At 57.4% G+C, this 22,417-nt stretch carries 19 protein-coding genes; 16 read left to right on the top strand and 3 right to left on the bottom strand.

The window, feature by feature from the left end:
- Positions 1-320 precede the first annotated feature (320 nt).
- The 11 genes from nadC to BQ7382_RS09285 all read left to right on the top strand — a co-directional run bounded on the left by nadC (position 321) and on the right by BQ7382_RS09285 (position 11,510).
- The gene (gene nadC, locus BQ7382_RS09235; RefSeq protein WP_077391815.1) at positions 321-1,175 is read left to right on the top strand and encodes a carboxylating nicotinate-nucleotide diphosphorylase; all 855 of its coding nucleotides are present in this window, start codon (positions 321-323) and stop codon (positions 1,173-1,175) included.
- A 1,247-nt stretch (positions 1,176-2,422) separates the two neighbouring features.
- Positions 2,423-2,716: a YerC/YecD family TrpR-related protein gene (locus tag BQ7382_RS09240; protein ID WP_077391816.1), complete on the top strand. Its 294-nt coding sequence runs from the start codon at positions 2,423-2,425 to the stop codon at positions 2,714-2,716.
- Positions 2,716-4,419, top strand: a complete 1,704-nt coding sequence (gene hisG / locus BQ7382_RS09245; protein WP_077391817.1) for an ATP phosphoribosyltransferase — start codon at positions 2,716-2,718, stop codon at positions 4,417-4,419. Before BQ7382_RS09240 ends, hisG begins: the two co-directional genes overlap by 1 nt.
- A gap of 15 nt (positions 4,420-4,434) precedes the next feature.
- Positions 4,435-5,817, top strand: a complete 1,383-nt coding sequence (gene hisD / locus BQ7382_RS09250) for a histidinol dehydrogenase (protein WP_331465921.1) — start codon at positions 4,435-4,437, stop codon at positions 5,815-5,817.
- 59 nt (positions 5,818-5,876) lie between these two features.
- Positions 5,877-6,938 carry a histidinol-phosphate transaminase gene (gene hisC / locus BQ7382_RS09255; protein ID WP_077391818.1) on the top strand — a complete coding sequence of 354 codons (1,062 nt, stop codon included), beginning with the start codon at positions 5,877-5,879 and terminating at the stop codon, positions 6,936-6,938.
- A complete protein-coding gene (gene hisB / locus BQ7382_RS09260; protein WP_077391819.1) occupies positions 6,935-7,522 on the top strand; it encodes an imidazoleglycerol-phosphate dehydratase HisB in 588 nt (195 codons plus the stop codon). The genes hisC and hisB overlap by 4 nt, the downstream gene beginning before the upstream one ends.
- A 17-nt stretch (positions 7,523-7,539) precedes the next feature.
- Positions 7,540-8,163 (top strand): imidazole glycerol phosphate synthase subunit HisH, encoded by a 624-nt coding sequence (hisH, locus tag BQ7382_RS09265; protein WP_077391820.1) that lies wholly within the window; start codon positions 7,540-7,542, stop codon positions 8,161-8,163.
- Positions 8,160-8,930, top strand: a complete 771-nt coding sequence (hisA, locus tag BQ7382_RS09270) for a 1-(5-phosphoribosyl)-5-[(5-phosphoribosylamino)methylideneamino]imidazole-4-carboxamide isomerase (RefSeq protein WP_077391821.1) — start codon at positions 8,160-8,162, stop codon at positions 8,928-8,930. Before hisH ends, hisA begins: the two co-directional genes overlap by 4 nt.
- A 1-nt stretch (position 8,931) precedes the next feature.
- Positions 8,932-9,699: an imidazole glycerol phosphate synthase subunit HisF gene (hisF, locus tag BQ7382_RS09275; RefSeq protein WP_077391822.1), complete on the top strand. Its 768-nt coding sequence runs from the start codon at positions 8,932-8,934 to the stop codon at positions 9,697-9,699.
- Between the two features lie 201 nt (positions 9,700-9,900).
- Positions 9,901-10,560: a bifunctional phosphoribosyl-AMP cyclohydrolase/phosphoribosyl-ATP diphosphatase HisIE gene (gene hisIE / locus BQ7382_RS09280; protein WP_077391823.1), complete on the top strand. Its 660-nt coding sequence runs from the start codon at positions 9,901-9,903 to the stop codon at positions 10,558-10,560.
- Positions 10,560-11,510: a PHP domain-containing protein gene (locus tag BQ7382_RS09285; RefSeq protein WP_077391824.1), complete on the top strand. Its 951-nt coding sequence runs from the start codon at positions 10,560-10,562 to the stop codon at positions 11,508-11,510. The genes hisIE and BQ7382_RS09285 overlap by 1 nt, the downstream gene beginning before the upstream one ends.
- An 820-nt stretch (positions 11,511-12,330) precedes the next feature.
- On the opposite strand, the gene BQ7382_RS09290 is transcribed toward BQ7382_RS09285, so the two are convergent.
- The gene (locus tag BQ7382_RS09290) at positions 12,331-13,476 is read right to left on the bottom strand and encodes a L,D-transpeptidase family protein (protein WP_159437285.1); all 1,146 of its coding nucleotides are present in this window, start codon (positions 13,474-13,476) and stop codon (positions 12,331-12,333) included.
- Between the two features lie 398 nt (positions 13,477-13,874).
- Between BQ7382_RS09290 and hydF the strand changes: the two genes are divergently transcribed.
- The 5 genes from hydF to recD2 all read left to right on the top strand — a co-directional run bounded on the left by hydF (position 13,875) and on the right by recD2 (position 20,029).
- The gene (gene hydF, locus BQ7382_RS09295) at positions 13,875-15,116 is read left to right on the top strand and encodes a [FeFe] hydrogenase H-cluster maturation GTPase HydF (protein ID WP_205408177.1); all 1,242 of its coding nucleotides are present in this window, start codon (positions 13,875-13,877) and stop codon (positions 15,114-15,116) included.
- Between the two features lie 148 nt (positions 15,117-15,264).
- The gene (gene nadE / locus BQ7382_RS09300) at positions 15,265-16,068 is read left to right on the top strand and encodes an NAD(+) synthase (protein ID WP_077391826.1); all 804 of its coding nucleotides are present in this window, start codon (positions 15,265-15,267) and stop codon (positions 16,066-16,068) included.
- Positions 16,069-16,096: 28 nt separating this feature from the next.
- Positions 16,097-16,807 (top strand): divergent PAP2 family protein, encoded by a 711-nt coding sequence (locus BQ7382_RS09305; protein ID WP_077391827.1) that lies wholly within the window; start codon positions 16,097-16,099, stop codon positions 16,805-16,807.
- 19 nt (positions 16,808-16,826) lie between these two features.
- Positions 16,827-17,786, top strand: a complete 960-nt coding sequence (locus BQ7382_RS09310; RefSeq protein WP_077391828.1) for a 3'-5' exoribonuclease YhaM family protein — start codon at positions 16,827-16,829, stop codon at positions 17,784-17,786.
- A 2-nt stretch (positions 17,787-17,788) separates the two neighbouring features.
- Positions 17,789-20,029, top strand: coding sequence for an SF1B family DNA helicase RecD2 (gene recD2 / locus BQ7382_RS09315; protein WP_077391829.1), 2,241 nt, complete (start codon positions 17,789-17,791; stop codon positions 20,027-20,029).
- A 92-nt stretch (positions 20,030-20,121) separates the two neighbouring features.
- Here the strand turns inward: recD2 and BQ7382_RS09320 are convergent, their stop codons facing one another.
- Positions 20,122-21,348, bottom strand: coding sequence for a GGDEF domain-containing protein (locus tag BQ7382_RS09320; protein ID WP_159437286.1), 1,227 nt, complete (start codon positions 21,346-21,348; stop codon positions 20,122-20,124).
- Positions 21,349-21,824: 476 nt separating this feature from the next.
- The gene (hpf, locus tag BQ7382_RS09325) at positions 21,825-22,361 is read right to left on the bottom strand and encodes a ribosome hibernation-promoting factor, HPF/YfiA family (RefSeq protein ID WP_077391831.1); all 537 of its coding nucleotides are present in this window, start codon (positions 22,359-22,361) and stop codon (positions 21,825-21,827) included.
- Positions 22,362-22,417 lie beyond the last annotated feature (56 nt).

Consider the following 22,417-nt stretch of genomic DNA (forward strand, 5'->3'; position numbering starts at 1 on the left):
AGCTGGAGCCGCGCCACCGCCGCAGTAAGGAAAACGCTCGACTGAGCCGCGATACTGCGAGGAACGAAAAAACTTTTTTCCAGGCGAGTCGCGGCATGAACGCGACACGGCACCGGAACGACGCCTACGCATCGCTGCACTGACGCACAAATGTGCGGGGGCACCACAGATGAAATGCGCACGCATACGCGTGCGCCACTGCGCTGACGCACGGCTGCCTGGACGCGCTGCTTACGCGGGCTGTTTAAGAGTGTTGCTAGCGCGCGCCACATGAGATTGCTGCTTGCGCGCATAAAGATAAAAGAAAGAGCAAAAATATAATGTACGATCCGATCACAATTAAACTCAACGTGGAGCCGCTTATCCTCAGCGCCTTGAGAGAAGACATCACCAGCGAGGACGTGTCCGCAAACTGCGTGATGCCCGAGGCGAAGAAGGGCACAGTTGACCTCATCTGCAAGGAGGACGGGGTCATCTGCGGCCTGCAGGTGTTCGAGAGGGTCTTCACACTGCTGGACGAAAACGTTGAGGCACGGTTCGACGTCTCCGACGGTGACGAAGTAAAGAGGGGCCAGAAACTGGGGACCCTCCGGGGCGACATGCGCGTGCTTTTGTCTGGAGAGCGGACCGCCCTCAATTTCCTGCAGAGGATGAGCGGTATAGCCACATTCACGAGGCACATGGCGGAGCTGCTGGACGGGACTTCCATCCGGCTGCTGGATACTCGGAAAACCACTCCCAACAACAGGATCTTCGAGAAATACGCAGTCCGCACCGGCGGCGGGAACAACCACCGCTACAACCTTTCCGACGGTGTCATGCTGAAGGATAACCACATCGGGGCCGCGGGCGGGGTCGCGGAGGCGGTAAAAAAGGCCAGGGAGTACGCGCCTTTTGTCCGCAAGATCGAGGTGGAGGTGGAAGACCTCGACATGGTGCGCGAGGCCGTCCGTGCCGGGGCCGACATCATCATGCTGGACAACATGGATCACGATTCAATGGAAAAAGCCGTAGAGATCATCTCGGGCAGAGCCGAGATCGAGATCTCCGGAAACGTCACCCCGGAAAAAGCCGCAGAGATCCGAGACCTGAAAGTAGACTATGTATCCAGCGGCGCCCTCACGCACTCGGCACCGATACTGGACCTCTCACTCAAACACATGCGCCCGCTGTGATCTTTCAGGCGCCGCCCTGGCGATGTGCGGGTGGTGTTCAGGCGGTGCCCAGGCACTGTGCGCAGACCACAGACATGTGTCTCCGCACTACGCGCTCGGGTGGTATTCGCGGCTGGCAGACTGCATAAATATCAACTTGTGAGGGAATCGCGGGTGACTGACGCCGGCATACTGCGGAAAAAACATAAATTTCCGGAATTGTAAATAGACAGTTCCGGAAATTTTCTGTACAAACGACCAGCACAGTTTTCAAAATGGGCTGTGGATTATTATTCATAATTTTAATTCCATATCACATACCCTTTTTCGGCGTTTCCCCTGGAACTTTTTCCCGCGACCGGAGACGCTGGCGAGACTCTGAATAGAAAAAGTATTATTATTCTGCCTTCAAGTGAGCACCGATCTCACCGCGTTGGTGTGATCAGTCTCATTGCTATCTTTTTGAGACTTTTGAATCTGATTCCTGTGACCATCTGGCAACTTCAAGCTGTAATGTCCAGTTTTGTATTACTCTGTTCTTATTTTCAGTTGATCGAGTCGGTAGGCTTTCCAGGGGAAACGCCGAAAATCGGCGTTTCCCCTGGAAAGCCCTCATCTCACAGAAGCGGTATCCGCAATTTCCTCCGGAATTGCGGATGTTCATATGCGATAAACTGCATAAATATGCTCAAAACACGATTCACCCAATGCCCCTATCCTTCTTGTCAGACACACTGGTCTCACCACTATATTTATTTACTATCATGTGACGCACAAATGAGACCCCAGGCATTCTAGAGCTCGGCGTTCATCATTCCGGACAGTACACTTTCAGAAATCGCATCTTTGCACTGCTCGCTGTGACTCCAGATCCGTTTTCAGAGCCGGTTCCGAGCAGTACAGATTTGGGTATCATGACTTAGTACTGCTTTTTGTCGCTCCGAATCAGCTTACGAAACCGGAAACGAGCAGTACAGATTTGGAAATCGCCACCCAGTACTGCTCGCCCGCGCTCCTGGCGAACCTGCACAACTCGATCTGTTCGAATTCCATCAAATAACTTTCTTCAATACAATCTTTCACGGTGTTGACTTTAGCACAGTAGAGTAGTAACATAGCGTCAACTTGGCACGTGGGCCTGAGGTGAGCAGGCGCCAACCTCGCGGAGCGACAAGTCATGTTTGCGTCAGACCCGCATAGCGGCAGTCAAAACCCGCGCCGCGACCAGATATTTTTTCAACGATTTTTTACAGGAGGACGAAGGCTGTATGGATCACAGAGAGAAGGACAAAGAGTACAGGGAGAATTTCTACAGGGCGATCCTGTCGCTGGAGACCCTGGACGAATGCGACGCTTTTTTCCAGGACGTGTGCACGATCAAGGAGTTCAACGACCTGATCCGCCGCCTGGAGGTGGCGAAGATGCTCTCAAACGGGAAGGTCTTCAACGAGATCAGCAAGGAGACGGGAATGAGCTCCACCACCATCAGCCGGGTGAACAAGTGCCTCAACTACGGCCCGGGAGGATACCGCATGGTGCTGGACAGATTGGAGAACAAATGATGAAAGATTACGCAGCCATCCTGAGCAGAAGTGAAAAAGCCATATACGACCTGCGCGACCTGTACCGGCGCCACGGCTACAGGCTTTTCAGGACGGGAAAATTCGAGGACTACCAGCTCTACAGCAAGAACCGGGACTTCCTCGGCAAGGACGGGATAATAACCTTCACCGACAACCGCGGGCGGATCATGGCCCTCAAGCCGGACGTCACCCTGTCAATCGCCAAGAACAGCCAGTACGCCCCGGACACCGTGGAGCGCTACTGCTACGACGACCAGGTCTACCGCATGAGCCGTGGAAAAGGAGATTTTCGCGAGATCGATCAGACCGGCGTCGAGTGCATCGGCGACCTCACCGAGGATCACGTCCTCGAGGTGATCCAGCTGGCGGTCAAGAGCCTGGAGGCCATCTCCGACGACTATGTCCTCACCATCTCCCACATGGGCATCGTGAGAGGCTTCATCTCCATACTCGGCCTGTCCGAAGACGCAGAGGAAAAAGTCCTCAGGGCCGTCGGCAACAAGAACTTCCACACCGCCGCCGCGGTCTGCGCCGGAGAGGGCGTGAGCAGATTCATGATCAGCAAGCTGGAGGAGCTCATCGCGACGAGCGGCACCATGGATCAGGTGCTCGGCTCCATCGAGGACCTGGCCATGAACCAGGAGATGGAAAAGGCCGCCCGCGAGCTCCGCAGGATCCAGGAGGCACTGGACAGCACGGGGCTGGCGAAAGCGGGGGCGATACGCTTCGACTTTTCCATGGTCAACGACATGGGATACTACAACGGAGTGATCTTCCAGGGATTCGTGAGAGGCGTTCCATATGCCGTCCTTTCCGGTGGCCGTTACGATAACCTCATGGAAAAGATGGGGCGTAAGGGCGGAGCCATCGGTTTTTCCGTGGACATCTCGGCCCTCGAGGATAACAGCCAGGAGGCTGGAGCCGCAGTAGCCGGCGAAGGAGCATCTACTGGCACTGGAGTCGCGATCGCAGGCGCAAAAAAAGCCGAAATGAAGGCCGGTGCCGCAACTGAAGGCAGGCAGATGATCAACGTGGCCCTCCCTAAGGGCCGCCTGGGTGAAAAGGTCTACAGCATGTTCGCCGCCGCGGGCTACGAGGCCCCCGAGCTGCTGGACCCGGGCAGGAAGCTGATATTCACAAACGAAGAGGCGGGAGTGAGCTTTTTCTGGGTAAAGCCTTCCGACGTGGCGATCTACGTGGAGCGGGGAGCCGCAGACGTGGGCGTCGTGGGAAAAGACATTTTGCTGGAGGGCGGCAGCGACGTTTACGAGCTCCTGGACCTGGGCATTGGCAGGTGCCGCATGATGGTGGCCGGCCCGAAGGACTGGGAGGACAACACCGACAGGACCCTGAGAGTCGCCACGAAGTTCCCGAGGATCGCATCGAAGTACTACACCGACAGGAGCCGGGACATCGACATCATCAAGCTGAACGGGTCCATAGAGATCGCCCCTATCCTGGGTCTGAGCGACGTGATCGTGGACATAGTTGAGACCGGGAACACCCTCAGGGCCAACGATCTGGAGCCCAAGGAAAAGATCGTGGACATCAGCGCCAGGTTCATCGCCAACAAGGCCATATACAACTTCAAGTCCGGGGAGATCGGCAGGATCGTGTCGGCGCTGAGCGAGTCGGTGGCAGCGACGGGGACCTCGGAAACGCCGAAGGCACAGAAAGCGTGATCCCCGCAGGAACGGATGATCAGAAGAAAATTACACGGCCGCGGCCGGGCGACCATCTACAGTGCTGGTTACAATACCAGCCGCCGCGCATATAACACAGAAGAGAAAGGAAGATCCATGATCCGGATAATGAGATACGGGCAGGACGAGGCAGAGAAGATATTTTCCAGGACCCGGATGCCTGCCGACGTTGAGGACATCGTAAAGGGGATAATCAAGGATGTCCGGGAAGGCGGAGACGCCAGCATCAGAGAATACAACAAGCGATTCGACGGCTTCGATTATGAGGACTTCAAGGTGAGCCAGGCCGAGATAGACCGGGCTTTCGAGGAGGTCGACCCGGAATTCCTGGAGGTCCTGAAAGAAGCTGCAGAGAACATCAGGGCATTTCACAGCAACCAGGTACGCAGGGGCTTTCAGATGGAAAAAGAGGACGGCATCGTCCTCGGCCAGAAGGTCCTCCCCATCCAGAAGGTGGGCATCTACGTTCCGGGAGGCACGGCAGCCTATCCGTCCACGGTCCTCATGAACTGCATCCCCGCAAAGCTGGCGGGCTGCAGCGAGATCGTGATAACCACGCCGGCCACTGGCGGCAAGGTAAACCCTAACATACTTGCCGCCGCCCACATCGCCGGAGCCACGCAGATCTTCAAGGTGGGAGGAGCCCAGGCCATCGCCGCCCTGGCATACGGCACCGAGACCGTCCCGCAGGTGTACAAGATCGTGGGCCCTGGCAACGCCTTCGTGGCTGAGGCAAAAAAGCAGGTCTTCGGACAGGTCGCCATCGACATGATCGCCGGCCCGTCTGAGATACTCGTGCTGTCGGACGGAAAGACCAGGCCTGACTTCCTGGCGGCGGACATGCTGTCCCAGGCGGAGCACGACAAGTTCGCCAGCGCCGTCCTGATCACAGACTCCCGGGAGCTGGCTGGGAACGTGGCACAGGAGATCGAAAAGCAGCTCCAGACCCTGCCGAGGCAGGAGATCGCAAGGGCTTCCATAGAAAACAACGGGAAGATCATCGTCACCGACGACCTGGAAAAGGCCGTGGAGGTCTCCAACGAGATCGCTCCGGAGCACCTGGAGCTGTGCGTAGAGGAGCCTTTCGAGCTGCTGGAAAAAGTCACCAACGCCGGGTCGGTATTCCTCGGCAGGGACTGCCCTGAGGCGCTTGGCGACTATTTCGCCGGACCGAACCACACCCTGCCTACGAGCGGCACCGCGAAGTTCTACAGCCCGCTCGGGGTAGATGATTTTGTGAAGAGAATGCAGTATTCTTATTACACACCGGAAGCGCTCGACAAGGCGGCGGACAAGATCGCCTGCTTTGCGGAAAAAGAGGGTCTCGGCGGCCACGGCAGGAGCGCGGTGATCCGTAGCAGGAACCGCGGGAAGTAAAGGTGTCGCATCTGGTGTGAAAGGATGAAACTTTTTACATATTGTGTGAAGGAGATACGATGAGCAGATTTCTGAAAGAACGATACCAGGGCTTCCAGTCTTATACACCTGGGGAGCAGCCGCAGGATCAGGAGTACATCAAGCTGAACACCAACGAGTCTCCGTATCCGCCGGCGCCGGGTGTGATCAGCGCCCTTGATGAGACGGACTTCGAGAGACTCAGGCTGTATCCCGATCCCACGGGGCGCCGGCTCAAGGAGAAGATCGCGAAGCTTTACGGGGTCAGGCCGGAAAACGTCTTTCTGAGCAACGGCTCCGACGACATACTGAACTTCGCTTTTCTCGCATTTAACGACGACGATGACACACTTCTTTTCCCGGACATAACATACAGCTTCTACAAGGTCATCGCCGGTCTCCACGGCGTGAACTACAGGGAAGTGCCGCTGAAGGAGGACATGACAGTGGACGTGGAGGCCTTCTGCGAGGAGTCCTCCAACGTGGTGATCCCGAATCCGAACGCCCCGACAGGCATGACCCTGGGACTGGATGCTATCAGGGAGATCGCGAAGGCCAACTCCAACCACATCGTGCTCGTGGACGAGGCCTACGTGGACTTCGGTGCGGAGACCGCGATCCCTCTCACGAAGGAGCTGGACAACGTGCTGGTGTCCCAGACCTTTTCCAAGTCAAGGAGCTTCGCCGGAGGAAGGCTGGGGTTCGCCATCGGCGACGAGGGCGTCATCAGGGATCTGGAGATGATCAAGTACTCTACGAATCCTTACAACGTGAACACACTGTCCCTCATACTGGCGGAGGCGGCGATCGACGAGAATGATTATTATGTCGCCAACTGCAGGAAGGTCGCGGAGACCAGAGAGGCGGCGGAAAAGGCCCTGAAGGCCCTCGGCGCGGAGGTGCTCCCGTCGAAGGCAAACTTCATCTTCGCCAGGTTCCCGGGTTTTGAGGGGCAGGAGATATACAGCCAGCTGAAGAAGCGGGGCATCCTGGTGCGCCACTGGGAGCAGGACAGGATCAGGGACTGGTCCAGGATCACCGTGGGCACACCGGAGCAAATGGAAAAGCTCGTCGACATGCTTAAGGAGATAATGAAAAAATGAGGAACGCAGAGGTAAACAGGGAGACCGCCGAGACCAAGATCAGCCTTTGGCTGGACCTCGATGGCAGCGGAAAGACGGACATCGCCACCGGGTGCGGGTTCATGGATCACATGCTGACACTTTTTGCCGCCCACGGCAGGTTCGACCTGATGATAAACGCCTCGGGAGACACCTACGTGGACTACCACCACCTGGTGGAGGACCTGGGGATCTGCATGGGGCAGGCACTGGACGAGGCCCTCGGAGACCGGAGGGGCATCACGAGATACGGCGAGAAGATCCTGCCGATGGACGAGGCCCTGATCCTCACGGCCGTTGACATCAGCGGAAGGGCCTTCCTGGACTACAGGCTCGAGGGCCTGACCCAGAAGGTGGGTGACTTCGACACGGAGCTGGCCAGGGAATTCATGGCAGCCCTGGTGAGGAACTCGGCCATCACCCTGCACATAAGGCAGCTGGCCGGCGAAAACACACACCATATCCTCGAGGGCATGTTCAAGAGCTTCGGGAGGTCGCTGTCGCAGGCCGTGTCCATAGAGGCGGGAAGGGAGAACGAGATCCCTTCCACAAAGGGTATGATTTAAGGACATAGGAGCGTCTCATGATTGGAATCATCGATTACGGACTGGGAAATCTCTTTTCCCTGCAGTCTTCAATAAAGGAGATCGGAGAGGAGGCCGTGGTCACCAGGGATCCGGAGGAGATCCGGCGGGCCGACAGGCTGATACTCCCGGGAGTAGGCGCCTTCCGCGACGCCGCTGCACTCCTGGCGAAGGACGGCCTCGGCGATCTCGTCAAGCAGGAAGCCGCCGGCGGAAAGCCGCTGCTGGGGATCTGCCTCGGCATGCAGCTCCTTTTCGACAAGGGCTTCGAGTACGGTGAGTACGACGGCCTAGGCCTCATCCCCGGAGAGATAAGAGACATCAGGGAGAGGATACCGGAGGGCCTGAAGGTCCCTCACATCGGCTGGAACGGGCTGCAGATCAGAGACCGGAAAAACCCTCTTTTCGATGGAGTGAACGACGGCGACTGCGTCTACTTCGTTCACTCCTACAGCGCCGTGACCCCAAAGGAAAACGTGCTCGCCACCACCGAATACGGCGGCGTGCTCACGGCGGCGGCAGCCAGAGGGAACGTCATGGGCTGCCAGTTCCACCCGGAAAAAAGCGGTACCGTTGGTCTGAGGATCCTGCGGAACTTCGCAGAGAAAGGACGGATCAGATGATAATTCTCCCCGCAGTTGACATGTACGAGGGAAAGGCCGTCAGGCTCTACAAGGGAGACTACGACCAGATGACGGTATACGACGACCGCCCGGTGAACACCGCGATGAAGTTCCGGGATGCCGGCGCTCAATGGATCCACCTTGTGGACCTGCAGGGGGCCCGGGACGGAGGCACTCCGAACATGGGCGTCGCCCGGGAGATCCTGGAAAAGACGGGTCTCAGGGCGGAGATCGGCGGCGGCATCCGCTCGATGGAAGTCATAAAGGCTTACATGGATGCCGGGTTCAGCCGCGTGATCCTCGGGACGGCCGCGGTCACGGATCAGGAGCTCCTGAAGGAGGCGGCTGACCTGTATGGCCCGGGCATCGCGGTCGGGGCCGACATAAAGGACGGCTTCGTCGCCATAAAAGGCTGGAAGGAAAAGTCTGAATATACTCTCGAGGACTTCTGCGAAAGGATGGCGGCCCTGGGAGTCGGGACGATCATATGCACCGACGTCTCCCGGGACGGGGCCATGAAGGGCACCAACCGCCAGATGTACAAGGGCCTGACAGCTAGATTTTCTTCTGTCGATTTCGTGGCCAGCGGCGGGGTCTCCTCTATAGAGGACGTGAAGGCCCTGCGGGACATGGGCATGTACGGTGCCATAATCGGAAAGGCCTGGTATACGGGGGCGATAGACCTCAAGGAGGCCATTGCGGCAGCTGCCGGCACTGAACCCGGCACAGAAACGGGCGCCGCGGCTGCCGACACTGAGGAGGAATAGCATGATCACAAAGAGGATAATCCCATGCCTGGACGTGAAGGACGGCAGGGTGGTAAAAGGCGTGAAGTTCAAGGGCCTGTCAGACGTGTCGTCTCCCGTCGAGCTGGGCCAGTATTACAGCTCCATGGGTGCCGACGAGCTGGTCTTCTACGACATCACGGCCTCGGCAGAGGGCAGGAAGCTCTTTACGGATATCCTGCGCCAGGTGGCTTCAAAAATTTTCATTCCCCTCACAGTTGGCGGTGGCATCAGCTCCATCGATGATTTCGACAGGGTGCTGAAGTGCGGCGCCGACAAGGTGAGCGTGAACTCCGGCGCCATCAGGGATCCTGAGCTCATCAGGGAGGCCGCAGAAAAATACGGAGACCAGTGCGTGGTCCTCTCCGTGGACGTGTCCCTGGTGGACGGCCAGTATCGTGTCTTCGGCCGCGGCGGCAGAGACGACACGGGCCTCGATGCCATCGATTGGATACGAAAAGGTGTCTCACTCGGCGCCGGCGAGGTGGTGGTGAACTCCATAGATACCGACGGGGTGAAGCAGGGCTTCGACCTGCCGCTCCTGAAAAAGGTGTGCGATGCCGTGAACGTTCCCGTCATCGCCAGCGGGGGCGCGGGGTCCATAGACGATTTCAAGGAGCTTTTCCGGGAGATCCCGACAGTGGACGCGGGTCTTGCCGCATCCATCTTCCACTTCGGAGAGGTGGAGATCCCCGAGCTGAAAAGACAGCTGTCCGAGAGCGGCATCAACGTGCGGATGACTGGCTTCTGATGATCGCCGCCGGGCGCATGCCCGCGGGCTGGCGCAGACGTGCATGGCTGTGAGAGCCACACCCACGCGGATATCCGCGAGCGGGCGCACCGCCGAAAGATTTTTTCCCTGAAAAATGCGGCGAGACAGCAGCGACGGGAAAATACAAGATACAAAACACAAAATACGAAACGCAAAGACGAAAACGCAGAGGAAGACGCGATGGAAACTTTTTTCAACATAGACGAACTGAAATTCGACGACAGGGGGCTCATCCCCGCCATCACCATCGAGGCCGGGACCCACAGGCTCCTGATGCAGGCCTACATGAACAGGGAGAGCATCGAAAAGACCGTTGAGACCGGGCTCGCCACCTACTGGAGCCGCTCCCGCCAGGAGCTGTGGTGCAAGGGCGAGACCAGCGGCAACTACCAGCACGTGGTGTCTATCACCGCGGACTGCGACCGGGATTCCCTGGAGCTGGTGGTGGTGGCCGACGGCCCCGCATGCCACACCGGCGAGTACTCGTGTTTCCACGAACCGCTGTGGAAAAACCCGGAGCTCGAGGACTTTACGATGGAGGACCTGATCCAGCTCATCGACGGCCGCCGGACGTCGCCGAAGGAGGGGTCGTATACAACATATCTGTTCCAGAAGGGCCGGGAGAAGATTTTGAAAAAGGTGGGCGAGGAGTCCACGGAGGTCATCATCGCCGGAGCCACGGACGACAAGGCCGAGACCATCTACGAGATCTCGGATCTGGTGTACCACGTGATGGTGCTCATGATCAACATGGGGATCTCCCTGGAGGACATCAGGCAGGAGCTGGCCTCCCGCCACGTGATCGACCACAAGGTGAAGCAGGAGAAGATGACGAAGTAATGCCTATCACTACGAATTTCCACACCCACACGAAATACTGCGACGGAAAAAGCTCCCCCGAGGAGATCGTGCTCCAGGCGCTGAACCTTGGAATGACGCGCCTGGGCTTTTCCGGCCACGCATACACGCCTCACGATCCGAGCTACGCAATGAGCCCTGAGACCGCCGCGGCCTACGCCGGGGAGATCCGGGGGCTCCAGGAAAAGTACGGGAACAGGCTCGAGATACTCTGCGGCCTGGAGCTGGACTATTTTTCGGAGCAGGACATGGCCGGGTTCGATTATTCCATTGGCTCTGTTCACTACGTTTTCAGGCGGGCGGCTTCGGATGGAACGGCTGCCGGGAAGGCGATCGCTGGCGCGCCGGCTTCCAACGCATCTGACGCATCTGCGGCTGATACGGCTGTGCCGGCGGTTGCTGACGCGCCGGAGTCCGTGATTTTCGCCGATGGGGGCTGGTATATCCCAGTGGACGAATCGCCGGAGGTCCTGAGCTGGGCTATCGAAAACCTCTACGATGGAGATCCATACAGCCTTGTTGAGGACTTTTTCAGCCAGGAGGCCGATGTGATACGGAAGACTCGCTGCCAGATCATCGGCCACTTCGACATCATCACGAAGTTCCAGGAAAAGGCGCCTCTGTTCGACGAGGCTCATCCCCGCTACGTGGCCGCCTGGCAAAAAGCTCTCGCCGCCCTCCTGCCCGCAGGCGTCCCTTTCGAGATCAACACAGGTGCGATCTCCAGAGGTTATCGCACCTCCCCATATCCGTCACTGGATATCCTGAAGGCGATTCACGACGGGGGCGGCTCGATCGCGTTTTCCAGCGATTCCCACGAAAAGTCCACCCTTCAGTTCTGGTTCCCGGAGGCCGCAGACCTGGCGCGCCGGGCGGGGTTCGCCAAACATGTCGTACTGGGAAAAAATGGATACGAAGAAATGGAAATCTAGCGAGGCCTGGCGAGAAGATCCGGGCGTCGATCTTGATGTTGATATTATTTGTTATATGATATATGTTGCGATATACCCGGAGGGGGTATATCGCTTCTTCTTTTATGTGGAAGGAGGAGCTTTTCCAGGGGAAACGCCGAAAAAACCATTTCTTCCTGGAAAATATTTTCCGAGCCGCCCTGAAGAAAGAAACTATCGATACACAATTAGAGAGTTACGCCACACGTGAGTTTTAACTTCACCGCTCCTAAAGCCTGGGTCACATCTATTGGTCACAAATTAATAGATACTATATCTGCGAGACATTCAGCTGTGACAAATTCCGGAAACAGATCAAATATACCCCCAGCGACCAGCTGCGATCCAGCTGTGGGGCGGAAATTTTCCAGGGGAAACGCCGATTTTGGCCATGTGTAATGGAATCAAATTTACGCATAAATATTCATGCAATGATTTAGTGATGGCACTCGCCATTTTTGCAAAAATCCTTCAATATTTATTTCTGTACTCCTCAGTTTCAAACAATAAACCTGGTGTAAGCAGTACAGATAACGGAAGCACTGGCTCGCGCCAGTCCCAAAAACAAACGAAAGCACTGGCTCTCGCCAGTGCTCCCTTTCTTTCTTGATTCTTGATCTTTGTGGCCTGTTTCTCGCGACTCCAACATCGTGACTCGATTCGCCGTCATCCGCAGGTCCGCCACCTGCCGCAGGTCCGCCACCTGACGCGACCCCAACGATCACCGCTGCCCGCGCTGCCGCGACTTTTCCAGCCATCTCTAGCTCTCTAGCTGAAAGCCATCTCTAACTGAAAGCCGCCTCTAGCTGTAGCTCTCAGAGGCTTCCTTGTCGGATACCGGCTCGGACGTCTGTGTGTTTCCGGAGCTCGAGCTCTGCGAAGAGCTGGAGCTCTGTGACGAATCAGATGAGCTGGAGCTGCTTGAGCTGGAGCTCGTGCTCGCCCCTGTCGCCTGAGTCTCGCCGTAAGGGCTTCCGCCATATCTCACTATTACAGGCGTGCCTACCGACAGCATGCTGTACAGCTGGGCCGCCGCAGAGGTCGGCATGTTGATGCAGCCGTGGGATCCGTTGTTCTTGTAGATCGTGCCGCCGAAGCTGCTCCTCCAGGAGGCGTCGTGGAATCCGATCTGTCCTCCGATGAAGGACATCCAGTAGCTAACGTAGCTCACGTAGTCGTCGCCCTTGAGCTTCTGATTTCTGGTCTTGTTGTTTACGGTGAAGACTCCGGTAGGAGTTCCGTGGCCCGCTGCCAGGTTTCCGCTGACGATAGGGGACTGGAACACCACCTGTCCATCCTTGAAGTAGAACAGCCTCTGTGCCGTCAGGTCAACGTATACATAAGTGCCGTCGACTCCGTAGGCAGCCTTCTGCACGTGGACCGTAGCAGTCGCCTTGGCTTTGTTGCCGGACTTGTCCGTGGCCACGGCCTTGACCTCGTAGTCTCCCGGCGTGCTCAGATCCACCTTGGAAGAATCCACAGTTATCTCAGGCGTGTCGATGTTGTCGGTGGCCTCGAACATGGACTTGTAGTCGACATTCTTCTGTCCCGCCAGCACCGATTTGTCCTCGGTCTTGGTGAACTCAGGCGCCACCTTGTCCAGCACCCTCACCGTGATGGTCTTGAACTTCTCGCCTTCGTACCTGATAGTGAGCTTGTACTCGCCGACCTTGTCGTACTCCTGGCCGTCCACCTTGTCACCGGTATACTGGATCTTCGTGTTTTTCAGGACGTAGCTCTTGTCCTTGCTGCTCAGGCCCTCCAGGTCTACGTAGTCCTTCGCGTCGGTGGAGATCACCGTTCCGTACTTCACCTTGAGGGTGTTCACATCGTATTTAGCTTTCAGTTTCAGATTCGGGTTGCCGAAGCTGAAGCCCACCGCAGTGGCCGCGACGAGCACCGCCAGAACGCAGACCTTGGCAGCCCTTCCGAATTTTCTTTTTTTCATTAAGATCATCCTCTCCGCCCGCGGGCGATATCAGAGAAACGCCGGAGGAAAAGCCCTCCCGGCAGTTCGTTCGGCGTACAACAAAAAGTATCGCGCCGAAGCACAACATTGGAAGTAATTATATATCCAATGTTGTAAAATAGCACGTCATTATATGGAAAAGAAAAAAATATTTCGTGTTCGGGAGGCCTGCGGGGCCGTGGAGTTATTTTAAAGTGACTCGTTCGCTCTGCCCAGGCTCTGTCCGGCCTGCCCGGCGTGACGGGACCGCCTTTTCCAGACCCGCATCAGCCATCGCGTCACCCAGGCCGCTTTATTGAGAGCTCTCCCCGAATATGGTAAAATTTCAAGTGTTTTTCAAAATGAAGAGACATGGAAAAACGCGGAAGGGGGATGCAATGGGACTGAATGATACACCCGGCGCGAGCCGGTTCACGATCGGGATATTCGGAAAGAGAAACGCGGGGAAATCTTCCCTCATCAACAGCTTGACGGGGCAGAGCATCGCCCTGGCCTCCAGCGTGCCTGGCACCACCACGGACCCGGTGTACAAGGCCATGGAGATCCTTCCCATAGGGCCGGTGATGCTCATCGACACCGCAGGGCTCGACGACCAGGGAGAACTGGGGGCTCAGAGAGTGGAGAAGTCAATGGAGGCCCTGCGGAAATGTCACCTGGTGGTCTTCGTGGCCCACTCCGACGACAAGCCGGACCCGGATCCTGAGGACAGCACCTGGAACCTGGCGAACTACTTGGACGAGGAGGAAAACTCTTTTCTCGACCAGATGGACAGGCGGAAGATCCCGTATGTGGTGGCCGTAAACAAGATGGGCGAGGCGACGGACCGCCTGAACGAGAAGCTCGGCCGGAAGAACCTCGTTTTCACAGACGCCGACCTCAGGCTCGGAATGGATCGGCTCAAGAAGGCCCTCATAGACAACTCGGACCGCACTGAAGAAGAGCCGGGCCTCACGGACGGCCTCATCCAGGCGGGGGACCTGGCGGTCCTGGTGACACCTATAGACACGGCAGCACCTAAGGGCAGGATGATACTCCCGCAGCAGCAGGTGCTGAGAGACATCCTGGACAAGGGCGCCTACGCCGTGGTGACGAGAGAGGGCGAGCTGGATCAGGCCCTCCATGCCCTCGGGAAAAAGCCGCGGGTGGTCATCACCGATTCCCAGGCCTTCAGGCTGGTGGACAAGATCGTGCCTGACGACATGGAACTCACGTCCTTTTCGATCTTGTATGCCCGACAGAAGGGCAGGCTCGAGGACATGGTGAAGGCGGCCAGGGCCCTGGGAGACCTCCAGCCGGGGGACAAGGTCCTCATCGCCGAGGCCTGCACGCACCACCGCCAGAAGGACGACATAGGAACGGTTAAGCTCCCGAGGCTCATCCGCTCCATACAGCCGGAGGCGGACATCCAGATGCATTCCGGGCATTCTTTCCCGGAAAACATCCGCGACTACAAGGTCATCGTCCACTGCGGCGCCTGCATGCTGAACAGGCCTGAGGTCCAGTACAGGCTGGACTACGCGGAGGAAAAGGGCGTGCCGATGACCAACTACGGCCTCACCATCGCCTATTGCACGGGCATCCTCAAGAGGGCCGTGGCGCCTTTCGGCATCCTGCTGTAAGAGCGCAGGCCCGGGAGACCCTGGAAAAAATTTCCCCGCGAGCTCGGGGGATCGCCGGCGCCTTGACAGGCGTGGCACGTGCCGACAGAACAGACAGATAAGATAGAAACAGATAAACCAAACAGCGACATGAAAGGGGACAGAAGACATGACTGCAAAGACAGGAAGCATTTCTGCTTCAAATGAACCCATCGAAGAACCGATCGAGTACGAGCACTTCGATCCCGCAGACGCTACAGATGCCACTGTGCAGTGGATCCGCCAGTGGTTCCAGGAAAACGGCCCGGGATGCAACGCGGTCATCGGCATCAGCGGCGGAAAGGACAGCTCCACCGTTGCCGCCCTCCTCAAGGAGGCCCTCGGAACGGACAGGGTCATCGGCGTCCTGATGCCGAACGGCACACAGAGCGACATCGACATGGCCCAGAAGCTGGTGGACCACCTGGGGATCCGCCACTACACCATCAACATCCACGACGCCTACGAAGGCCTCATGGGAGAGCTGGAGGACAAGCTCCCGGAGATCGGAAGGGACACTAAGATCAACCTCCCGGCAAGGCTCAGGATGTCAACGCTGTACGCTGTCGCTCAGTCCAACAACGGCCGCGTTGCCAACACCTGCAACCTCTCCGAGGACTGGGTGGGATACTCCACCAGGTACGGAGACGCCGCCGGTGATTTCAGCCCGTGCAGCTCCTTCACCACCGCGGAGATCAAGGCGATAGGAAGCCACCTCGGACTCCCGGACGACCTTGTGGAAAAGGTCCCGACCGACGGCCTCAGCGGCCTCACCGACGAGGACAAGCTGGGCTTCACCTACAAGGTCCTGGACCGCTACATCCGCACCGGAGAGATCGAGGACAAGGACACGAAAGCGAAGATCGACAGGATGCACAAGATGAACCTGTTCAAGCTCAAGTACATGGACAGCTTCGTATACAAGCCGGAATAGACACAGAAACCGAAACACAGGATTTTTTATGATTTACAGCATTTTACAGATAGTACACAACGGCCTGTTCCTCGCCGCGGCGGTCGCCTGGCTCATCGCACAGGTCATGAAGATCGCCATCGCCTCGGTGAAGAGGGGCGGCTTTTCCCGCGACCTCCTCACCAGCTCCGGGGGCTTCCCGAGCTCCCACTCCGCAACAGTGGCGGGCCTCACGGCAATGGCAGTGAAGATCTACGGCTGGGATTCCGAGATCTTCGCAGTCTGCTTTTTCCTGGCCATGATCGTCATGTACGACGCGCTGGGAGTCCGGGCGGAGACCGGAAAACAGTCCGCGGTGCTGAATTGCCTCTGGAGAGAGCATCCCGAGCTTTTCGCGGAAAAGTCCCCGGAAAAAGAGACCGACGCCACCGCGGAGGCTGGCGGCGAGCCGCAGGATGAACCCCCTGAGGAGCTCTATGAAGATCCTGAGATCGAAGCAGAGATCCGGGAGATCCCGGCGGAGGGCCGCAGGCTCAGCAGGAGCGAGCGCCACATGGAAGAGGAGAGAAAAGAGAAGGAAAAGGAACGTGCGTCCCGCGAGCTTAAACGGGAGAAGCGCGAGATGAGGCGTGAGCCGAAGACCGGCGACAGGCCGGAAGACCTTTTTCCATTAAACGAAAACACCGGCCATACGCTTCCCGAACTCATCGCCGGACTGGCCATCGGAGTGATCGTGGCTATTATAATGCCTGTGTTCTAGGTGAAAGGATCGTATCATAATGAAGAAACACTACATCGCTGAACTTAAGACCGGAGAGGAGTTCGCAGACTATTTTCTGGTGAAGTCCTCTGACATTCGAGTCGGGGGCAACGGCAAGCAGTACCTGGACCTGACCCTGGCGGATTCCTCCGGTGAGATAAGCGCCAAGAAGTGGGACATTGACGAGGGCGAGCTGCCGAGGCTCCAGGCCCTGAAGGAAGGCCTGACCGTGGCGGTGAAGGCCGACGTCAAGGAGTGGAAGGGCTCAAAGCAGCTGCGGGTCATGAAGATCCGTGAGACCAACGTGGGCGACATGTTCGAGCTCAGGGACCTGGTGAAGGCCGCCCCGGAGCCGTCCGAGGAGATGTACGACTACATAATCAGCCGCATCAGCGCCTTCGAGGATCAGGAGCTGAAGGAGCTCTGCCTGGGACTCTACCAGGAAAACAAGGAAAGGCTCATGTATTATCCCGCGGCGGCCAGCAACCACCACGCGGAGTACGGCGGGCTGCTGTACCACGTAAAGCGCATGATGATGATGGGCGAGCGGGCCTGCGAGGTGTACACGAACCTTTCCAGGGACCTTCTCCTGGCCGGGGTCGCCATACACGACATCGAGAAGCTCAACGAGATAATCTCAGACAAGAACGGGATCTCCCCGGGGTACTCCCTGGAGGGGAACATGCTGGGGCACATAGTCCAGGGCGTCACCCTCATTCACGAGAGGTGCGAGAAGCTGGGCATCGGAGAGGAAAAGACCATTCTCCTCGAGCACATGGTGCTCTCCCACCACTACGAGCCGGAGTTCGGCAGCCCGAAAAAACCCCTTTTCCCGGAGGCCGAGATGCTCCACTACCTGGACATGGTGGACGCCAAGATGTTCGACATGGAGGAATCCCTGAACGGCGTAGAGCCTGGAGAGTTCGGACCGAAGGTGTGGACGCTGGATAACAGGCGGATCTACAAGAGGACCTTTTAGCCATGACCGAGACGAAAGAGGGGAAGATCACCCGCGTCATATTCAATAACAGCAGCAACGGGTACACCGTTGCCAACTTCGAAACTGCCGACGAGATGTTCACCATCACGGGCAGTTTTCATGTTGTAAACAGCGGGGCGAGATACCGGATCACCGGGGAGTTCCGGACCCACAAGAAATACGGAGAGCAATTCGAGGTGAAGTCCTACGAGGAGATCCTCCCCGAGGGAGAGGAGGGGATCAGGGTGTTCCTGGCCTCGGACAACATCCGGGGCATCGGGAAAAAGACCGCTGACCTCATCGTGGACGCTTTCGGGGAAAAGTCCCTCGACGTCATCGAGAACGATCCCGAGCAGCTCCTCAAGATCAAGGGCATCGGCAGGAAGACGCTGAAAAACATCGTGGAGTCCTACCAGGAGACCCGGGACTTCGCCCACGTGTACCGCGACTTGTCGGACCTTGGCATCGATCTGTCTCAGGCCGTGAAGATATACAAGCTCTACGGCTCCGAGGCACTTTCAATAATTAAGGAAAATCCCTATCAGCTCGCCGACGACATCTACGGCATCTCCTTCAAGAAGGCCGACGAGATCGGCGTCCGCCTCGGCATCGACGAGAACAGCCCCTTCCGCATACGGAGCGGAATAAAATACGTCCTGGCGGATTTTGCAGGAAATGGAAGCACCTACATGTCGAAGGACCAGCTGAAGCTGAAGACCATCGACCTCCTGGACACCACAGGAGATCAGGTGGACGAGTGCCTCGGCGCCATGGCCTTCGAGGGTGAGATCCAGACGGACACCGTGGACGGGACTCCGGCCATATATCTTTACAACTACTACATGGCGGAGCAGGAGACCGCCCACAACCTGAAGCGCCTGATGGACGCCACCGTGGATGCGATCCCCGCGAACATCGAAAACCTGATAAACGCCGCTGAGTCCGGAGAGCAGATCCAGCTTTCCCCGGAGCAGAGAAAGGGCGTCCGCCTCGCCATCGAGAGCAATGTCTCCATCATCACCGGCGGTCCGGGCACCGGAAAGACCACGATGATAAACACCATCATAAAGATCCTGGACGACCTGGGCATCAAGGCGGCCATAGCAGCACCGACCGGCCGGGCCGCGAAGCGGATCACCGAGACCTCCGGAGTTCCCGCGAAGACCATTCACCGCCTCCTGGAATACGTCTATTCCGAGGACGAGGACGAGATGCAGTTCGGCAGGGACTACGAAAATCCCATCGAGGAAAGGGCGGTCATCATCGACGAGGCGTCCATGATCGATCTCCTGCTGATGGATGCGCTCCTGAAGGCTATAAAAAGCGGCTCCCGCCTCATTATGGTCGGCGACGTGGACCAGCTGCCTCCGGTGGGAGCGGGCAACGTCCTCAGGGACATGATACAGAGCGAGTACATCCCTACGGTCAGGCTCAAAAAGATCTTCCGCCAGGCCAACGAGAGCCTCATAGTGGTGAACGCCCACCGCATAAACGACGGCGAATACCCGTATACCAACGAAAAAGACAAGGACTTTTTCATGATGCACCGGAACTCCGAGGAGGAGATACTGGAGACCGTGGAAGAGCTGGTCTCCGGCAGGCTCGAGGCCTACTACGACTTCATAGATTCGCCGGGGGACATACAGGTGCTGACCCCAACCCGGAAGGGCCTGCTGGGGACGGCCTCCCTCAACGCCCGCCTCCAGGCCGCGCTCAACCCGCCGGCTGAGGACAAGGAGGAGATGAAGGCGCGGAGCCGCCTTTTCCGGGAGGGCGACAAGGTCATGCAGACGAAGAACAACTATTCGCTCGAGTGGCGGAGCAACGTGGACTTCCAGACGGGAAAGGGCGTCTTCAACGGCGACATGGGCACTGTCACCAGCATCGACAAGGCCGCCGACACCGTGACCGTCCAGTTCGACGACCGCTTCGTGGTCTACGATTCCATGGACCTGGAGGAGCTGGACCTGGCCTACGCCATCACGGTCCACAAGGCCCAGGGCAGCGAGTTCCCGGCGGTGGTAATGCCGATGAACTGGTGCCCGCCACTCCTGCAGACCAGGGATCTCCTGTACACCGCGGTGACCAGGGGCAAAAAACTCGTCGTTCTGGTGGGCTTCCAGCGCTGCGTCCAGCGCATGGTGGATAACGACCGGGTCCACTCCAGGAACTCGGGCCTGGAATTCAGGCTTAGGGAAATGGAGGCCATGGGAGGGGGCGACCCCTTCGCGGCGTTCAGATAAGGGAAATAGGATATAAATGATGTAAAGGATAGAGAGGATGGAGATTCCGTTCTGCGACTGTAACAGCCAGTGCCGCAGAGCGGAATCTCTTTTTAGTTCTTCGATATCCTCGGGTTCGTCCGTCTGACACCTTTTCCAGAGCCCGCGCCAGCCCCCGGGCCGGCCGCAGTGTTCAGATCAGAACCGACCCCGGTGCCGGCTCCGGCCGCATCGCTCAGGTCAGCAGCGCCGGAGCCTTCAGGCCCCGCGATATATGTCTCCGCGACATTCGCCGCATTCGCGCCGCCTGATGCCTCCGCTTCCCTCGCAGCTTCGGCGGCCTTCGCATAGAACTCGGCCTTGTTTTTCCTCATGCGTTCCTCGGTCTGAAGGACCACCTGGTCATATGGCTCGGTGCCCGCCTCTTCCTCCGCGAGCCCGAAGGACACGTGATACCCGGAAGCCTGCAGGTCGTCGCGGACCTTTTCCAGCTTTTCCTCCACTACCGCCATGGAGGAATCCATGGCCAGTGACACGAACTCGTCGCCGCCGAACCGGAAGGTCAGCTCTTTTCCAAAAGCCCCTGCGATGGTCTCCGCAACGGTCTGGAGCATCTCGTCTCCGGCGCGGTGGCCGCGGCTGTTGTTCATCTCGTGGAGGCCGTTCACATCTCCGTAAATGCATATGATGCTGTGCCGCGCACTGGCGCAGATCTCCGCGCCGTTTCTCTCGTAGTAGTTGCGGCTGTGGATGCGGGTGAGGAGATCGTAGTCGCTCAGGTACTTCCTCTCACGGGCGTCGTAGGCCGCCTGGTAGCGCCTGCAGTTGCTGTAGATCCCCATTATGATGGCGATGGTGCCGAAGAAAAGGGAGTTCCACAGGTCGGTCCAGAAAAAGCGCGGGGCCTTGAAGTTGTAAGAGATAATGTCGAGGATCACCACACCCGCCACCGTGATCAGCACGCTCTGCCCCGGCGTCATGGTGAAGATCTGCACGATGAGCACGAAGGCCACCATGATGGTGGTCGCCTGGCTGTCCGCATTGAAAAATGTGGTCATGATGGCAAAGAAGTACACCGCCAGTATGAAGGCGAAAATGAGGATCTTCGTGCGCCAGTCGGCGTTCTTGCGGCAGATCTTTGAAAGGATGGTGACCACCGCGGATACCAGGGTGAAGGACAGGTACGTCCAGGTGTTGGGGTCGTGGACTCCGTTGTGGAAAAGCGACATCACCAGGGAGGCCGCCAGAAGGATCGTGGCGATCAGCGAGGCAGGTGTAAGTATCGCACCGTTTTCGAAGATGATATCCCTGTGGATGGAGAGAAATTCGTCCTTCTCCATGCCGCCGTATATCATGATATTTTTGATGCGGTTGGATATCCTGTTTTTCTGCTCAGATGTATGTCTTGTATGTCGTGTCTGTCTGTTCCCATCGTGCATAACATGCCTCTGAAAAATGTCGAACATCTATATGATGTTTTTTGCAGTATCGTTGTAGTCAAGCCGCCAGTAAGTTTATCATAATGGTTCGCAGTGGGTCATCATGAAAAAGTGTATTAATATGTGCACATTTTTGCGGCCAGTCGCATCGCATTGCGGCTCGTAGCAGCATATTCCGTTTCATCGCACCTCAGCAGTCGGTCGCCCGCGTGCCCGCAATTCCCTCGGGCACCGACCCGCCGCACCACGGCAAATCAAAAGCCGGCGCTCCCTTTTTCCGGATCCATAACAGACCCCTTGGAAAAACCGGAAGAGCGCCGGCACTCTTTTCAATCACGAAACCCTCACGGCGGGCACCCGCGCCCCCGGAGGAAAAACTACCTGTCAGTCTCGATCAGACCGTAGTCCCCGTGCTTTCTCTTGTATACAATGTTTGCTGAATCCGTATCCATGTCCAGGTATACGAAGAAATTGTGTCCCAGCATCTCCATCTGGAGAACGGCCTCCTCTGCAGTCATCGGCTGCAGCTCGAACTTCTTCGTACGGGCGATCTTGATCTCTCCGTCGTCCTCCTCTTCCTCAGGAAAGTCCGGGATGAACTCGAACTTCAGCGCCTTGTTTTCCTTGTATCTCGCCTCCAGCTTGCCCTTGTACTTGGACATCTGGTGGGAAAGCCTGTCGATGATCAGGTCCAGAGCCTCGTAAACGTTGTCAGAGGACTCCTCCGCCCTGAAAATCGTCTGCTTGCCGTTGATTGTAGCCTCGATCTTCGTCTTGTCCTTGAACTTCGAAACCAGAACGTTGGCCGTTGCATCGTCAGGGAAGTACTTCCCGAGTTTGACGAACTTCTTCTCGATGTTCTCCTGCAGCCTTTCGCTAGGCTTGTAATTCTTAGCGGTGATCAATACCTTCATAGCTGCGACCTCCTTACGTTTGATTTAACACGATTATAACACAACCAGAATAAACA

The organism is Mobilibacterium timonense, from assembly GCF_900155555.1.
In the GTDB taxonomy this organism is placed as follows: domain Bacteria; phylum Bacillota; class Clostridia; order Peptostreptococcales; family Anaerovoracaceae; genus Allobaileyella; species Allobaileyella timonense.